This window comes from Streptomyces sp. GC420 (assembly GCF_009916105.1).
GTDB lineage: Bacteria > Actinomycetota > Actinomycetes > Streptomycetales > Streptomycetaceae > Streptomyces.
The window spans coordinates 1-4,488 of record NZ_JAAAXQ010000514.1; the positions used below are offsets into that span (position 1 = coordinate 1).

5 protein-coding genes and 1 pseudogene are annotated in these 4,488 nt (G+C 70.5%); all 6 read right to left on the reverse strand.

What is annotated here, in order from left to right:
- Positions 1-412: 412 nt before the first annotated feature.
- Positions 413-1,660, reverse strand: coding sequence for a DivIVA domain-containing protein (locus GUY61_RS35190; protein WP_166634383.1), 1,248 nt, complete (start codon positions 1,658-1,660; stop codon positions 413-415).
- A gap of 46 nt (positions 1,661-1,706) precedes the next feature.
- A complete protein-coding gene (locus GUY61_RS35195) occupies positions 1,707-1,997 on the reverse strand; it encodes a YggT family protein (protein WP_166634384.1) in 291 nt (96 codons plus the stop codon).
- Between the two features lie 60 nt (positions 1,998-2,057).
- Complete coding sequence (locus GUY61_RS35200) at positions 2,058-2,663, reverse strand: cell division protein SepF (RefSeq protein ID WP_166634385.1); 606 nt, start codon at positions 2,661-2,663, stop codon at positions 2,058-2,060.
- 122 nt (positions 2,664-2,785) lie between these two features.
- Positions 2,786-3,514: a YggS family pyridoxal phosphate-dependent enzyme gene (locus GUY61_RS35205; protein ID WP_166634386.1), complete on the reverse strand. Its 729-nt coding sequence runs from the start codon at positions 3,512-3,514 to the stop codon at positions 2,786-2,788.
- A gap of 6 nt (positions 3,515-3,520) precedes the next feature.
- Entirely contained in the window at positions 3,521-4,249 is a 729-nt protein-coding gene (gene pgeF, locus GUY61_RS35210) for a peptidoglycan editing factor PgeF (protein WP_166634387.1), read from the reverse strand.
- Positions 4,246-4,488 (reverse strand): annotated as a pseudogene (locus tag GUY61_RS35215) (cell division protein FtsZ); the annotation flags it as partial. The gene pgeF and the pseudogene GUY61_RS35215, both read right to left, overlap by 4 nt.

Genomic DNA, 4,488 nt, shown 5'->3' on the forward strand with positions numbered 1-4,488 from the left:
GGCACGCCAGTCCCGGTGACACCCGGGCGGAGCCGTACGTTCCGCGTCACCCGGCCGGGGACCGTGGCGGTCGGCGGGGCCGCGCGCGGACGCGGGGACTTCCCGTGTCCCACGTCGAGCGGCGGGCTCTACCGCGGCCGGGGCCTCTCTCTTGCTCTGCTCGCGCAGGGCGGACAGTGGGGGGCCGGCGGCCGAACGGCGCACGAGTCCGCAGACGACCCGCCGGCCAGGCCTCGTGGCCCGGCGGTCCGCGCGGCGGCCCGGGAGATCCGCAACCGGCTCCGTGCGGCGAGCGGACACCCGTCCCCCACCGCACGGCGCGACCCGGCGTACGGCAAAGGGCCGGGGCCCGGAACTGTCGTTCCGGGCCCCGGCCCTTTGCCTTGTGCCGACGGCTGCCTCGGCGGCCGCGTCAGTTGTCGTCCTCGTCGATGAGGAAGCCCCTCATCGGGGAGGGCGCCTGCTGCATCGGCTGCGGAGCCTGGGGCCGCACCGGTGCCATCGGCTGGGTCATCGCGGGGGACATCTGCTGCTGCCCGCCGTACGACGGCCCGCCACCCATCGGGGACGGGCTGCCCATGGACTGGTTGCCGCCCATCGTGCCCATCGCTCCGGCGCCGGCCGGGGTCATGGAGCCGCCCATCGAGGACCCCATGGAGGAGGAGGGCAACGAGGGGGCAGCCGGGCTGCGCGGCGGGGCCAGCGAGTCGTCCGCCTGGGTCTCCAGCTGACGCAGCTGGCTCTCCAGGTAGGACTTCAGACGCGTGCGGTACTCGCGCTCGAAGCCGCGCAGGTCCTCGACCTTGCGCTCGAGCGTGGCCCGCGCGGACTCCAGGGAGCCCATGGCGACGCGGTGCTTCTCCTGCGCGTCCCGCTCCAGCGCGTCGGCCTTGGCACGGGCGTCCCGCTCCAGGCCCTCGGCACGGCTGCGGGCCTCACCGACGATCTTGTTGGCCTCGGAGCGGGCCTCGGCGATCGCCTGGTCGGCGGTCTGCTGCGCCAGCGAGAGCACGCGTGCCGCGCTGTCGCCGCCGGGACCCTGACCGGGCATGCCGGGGCCGCCCATGCCGCCGCCCATGGGTCCGCCCATAGGGCCGCCCATCGGCTGCAGCTGGCCCGGGCCCATCTGGCCCTGGCCCATCGGACCCTGACCCATCTGGCCGGGCGGGAGCTGGCCCTGGCCCATCGGACCCTGACCCATGGGGCCGGGACCCTGCGGGCCCTGACCCATCGGACCCGGGCCCATCTGGCCCTGGCCCATCGGACCCGGGCCCATCTGGCCCTGGCCCATCGGACCCTGGCCCATCTGGCCCTGGCCCATCGGACCCGCCGGCAGCTGGGGGGCACCGCTCGGCAACTGCGGCGGGCCCATCTGCTGCTGCGGGGGTCCCGATATCCCGGCGGGCACCGGAGAACCGGGTCCGGGCCGGTCCTGCTGCTGCTCCGGAGGTTTGCGCATGTTCTGCTGCTGCTGGTTCTGCGCGGCGGCACGCGTCGCGGCGGCCAGCTTGGCGCGCAGGTCCTCGTTCTCGCGCAGCAGACGGGTCAATTCGGCTTCGACCTCGTCGAGGAAGGCATCGACCTCGTCCTCGTCATAGCCTTCTCGGAGGCGGACGGTCGTGAACTGCTTGTTCCGCACGTCCTCGGGGGTCAACGGCATCTCTTCACCTCAACGTAGTCGTCGGCAATCGGCAAGACCGTATCGTTCACATCAACACCCGACTCACGACGTTGATCAAGATGTAAACGATGATCATCAGTACGAAGAAGGACAGATCGAGTGCCACGCCCCCGAGACGCAGCGGCGGGATGACCCGCCGCAGAAGCTTGAGCGGTGGATCGGTGACAGTGTAGGTGGCCTCCAGGACGACCACCATCGCCTTGCCGGGTTGCCATGAGCGGGCGAACTGGAAGACGTAGTCCATGACCAGCCGGAAGATCAGCACGATGAGGAAGCACATCAGCGCGATGTAGAGCACTTGACCGAAAACGCTCATTTCCGCGCTTCCCTCTCCCCTGTTTCGTCCCTGGTCGGTACTGCTTGGTCCTGCGTCGTCTCAGCTCTGGTTGAAGAACCCGCCCTCTGCGATGCGGGCCTTGTCCTCCGCCGTGACATCGACGTTAGCAGGCGACAACAGGAACACCTTCTGCGTCACTCGCTCAATGCTGCCATGAAGGCCGAAGACCAAACCTGCCGCAAAGTCGACAAGTCGCTTCGCATCGGTGTCGTCCATCTCCGTGAGGTTCATGATCACCGGAGTGCCCTCACGGAAGTGTTCCCCGATGGTACGGGCCTCGTTATAGGTCCTGGGATGCAGAGTGGTGATGCGGTACGGCTCCCGCTCGGACACGACCTTGGGCATGATCACGGGCGCGTTCTTCTCCAGGTTCGGACGTTCGGGTGTGATGGATGCCACGGGGGCAATTCGTGCCGGACGTCCGGAATCCGCCGGAATCGCCACAGGTTCACGCGGTGCGGGCTGCTGCACCACTCGCACCGGTTCGTCCTGTTCCAGCTGATGTGAGGGCTGGTGCCGTCGACGGTCCCGGTCGGGCTCCGGCTCGGGCTCGAATTCGTCGTCGGGGTCGAACCCCGGGCCGTCGTACCCATCGTCCTCCACGAGGCCGAGGTAGACCGCCATCTTGCGCATTGCGCCGGCCATTCTCTGCGTCCTCCGCTCTGTGGTGGATCGGCCTGTCACCAAGTGCCCGCGATCCACTCGGCCTGCCGCCTTTCGGCGGAAATGACCATATTTTCTGCTGTGGTCCGACTTGCTTGGCGACGTTACCCGAGCCTGGGTCGGACTCCGAGTACCGCAGTGCCGACGCGCACATGTGTCGCACCGGCCGCCACCGCGTCCTCGAGGTCCGAGCTCATTCCCGCTGAAACCATGTTCGCAGCAGGATGGGCCGCGCGCAGGCGGGATGAGAATTCCATCAGCCTCTCGAACGCCGCACGTTGCCGGCCCGCGTACGGTCCGGCCAGCGGCGCGACCGTCATCAGCCCGTCCAGTCTCAGCCCGGGAGCGCCGGCCACCGCGTCCGCCAACTCCTCGATGCCGTCGGGCGCGACACCGCCCCGGTCGCCCCGCTCACCGGACTCGGCGTCCAGCGCCACCTGGATCAGGCAGCCGAGCTCGCGGCCGGTCCGCACGGCCGCCGACGACAGCGCGGAAACGAGCTTCGACCTGTCGACCGAGTGCACGAAGTCGGCATACTCAGCCACAGATCGCGCCTTATTGGTCTGCAACTGCCCCACGAAGTGCCATGAAAGCGACAGATCGGAACATGCGGCCGCCTTCGGCGCGGCGTCCTGGTCCTTGTTCTCCGCCACGTGCCGGACGCCGAGTTCATGGAGCAGCCGCACGTCGCTCGCGGGGTAGGTCTTGGTGACGACGATCAGCGTCACGTCCTCCCGCTTGCGCCCGGCTGCGGCACAGGCGCAGACGATACGTTCCTCCACGCGTGCCAGATTCCCGGCGAGTTCGCTTCTTCGCTCGTTCGGATCGCTCATGTGCTCTCAGTCCAGCCAGACGTACGAGGCGAGCCGCCCCGTGGTGCGGTCCCGCCGGTAGGAATAGTGGTCCGCCGACTCTCTCGTGCAGACCGGTGAGGTCTCCGTGTCGCGCACTCCCAGTCGGCCGAGCTGGGCGAGCACTCCTGCGGTGACGTCCACCGCCGGTGTCCCCCAGCTCGTTTCGGCGCCGGCCGCGGGCTCGACCGCGGTGACCTCGGCGCGCATGGCCTCGGGCACCTCGTAGCAGCGTCCGCAGACCGCCGGCCCGGTGCGGGCGACGATCCTGGCGGGGTCGGCACCGAGCCGCACCATCGCGTCCACGACGGCGGGGACGATCCCGGCGACCATGCCGGGCCGTCCGGCGTGCGCGGCGCCCGCGACTCCTGCCACCGGGTCGGCGAGCAGAACCGGTGTGCAGTCCGCCGTGAGCACCGCCAGCGCCAGTCCCCGGCGGGCCGTCACCACGGCGTCCACGCACGGCACGTCCGAGGAGCCCCAGGGGCCCTCGACGACCGCGGCCTCCGGGCCGTGCACCTGGTTCATCCACACGACCCGGGCCGGGTCGAGACCCAGCGACTTGGCCGCCAGTTCCCGGTTCGTGCGCACCGCCTCCGGGTCGTCGCCGACCGCTCCGCCCAGATTGAGCTGCTCGTACGGAGCGGCGCTCACCCCGCCCCACCTGTCGGTGAAGGCGAAGTGGGCGCCGCTCTCGTGAAGCTGGTGCCCTATCACTTCAGGAAGTCCGGCACGTCCAGTTCCTCGGCCTGGATGTCCGGGTAGGGGCGGGCCGGCGGAACCTGCGGCGAACCGGCCGGGCCGGGGTAGTCGGAGGCCGAGGGCCGCTCGGCCGGGGCGGGCTCGTCGGCGGCCTGGACCTGGGTGGTCTCGCGCGGGGTGACGCTGCCGAGTCCGCCGAAGGGGGGCCTGGCGGGCTCGGGGCTGGGCCGGGACGGGGCCGCGGGCTCCTCGCG

Bases quoted from the DNA above. Each gene is read 5' to 3' on its own strand.
- GUY61_RS35190 (WP_166634383.1), bottom strand. From the start codon at position 1,660: ATGCCGTTGACCCCCGAGGACGTGCGGAACAAGCAGTTCACGACCGTC.
- GUY61_RS35195 (WP_166634384.1), bottom strand. From the start codon at position 1,997: ATGAGCGTTTTCGGTCAAGTGCTCTACATCGCGCTGATGTGCTTCCTC.
- GUY61_RS35200 (WP_166634385.1), bottom strand. From the start codon at position 2,663: ATGGCCGGCGCAATGCGCAAGATGGCGGTCTACCTCGGCCTCGTGGAG.
- GUY61_RS35205 (WP_166634386.1), bottom strand. From the start codon at position 3,514: ATGAGCGATCCGAACGAGCGAAGAAGCGAACTCGCCGGGAATCTGGCA.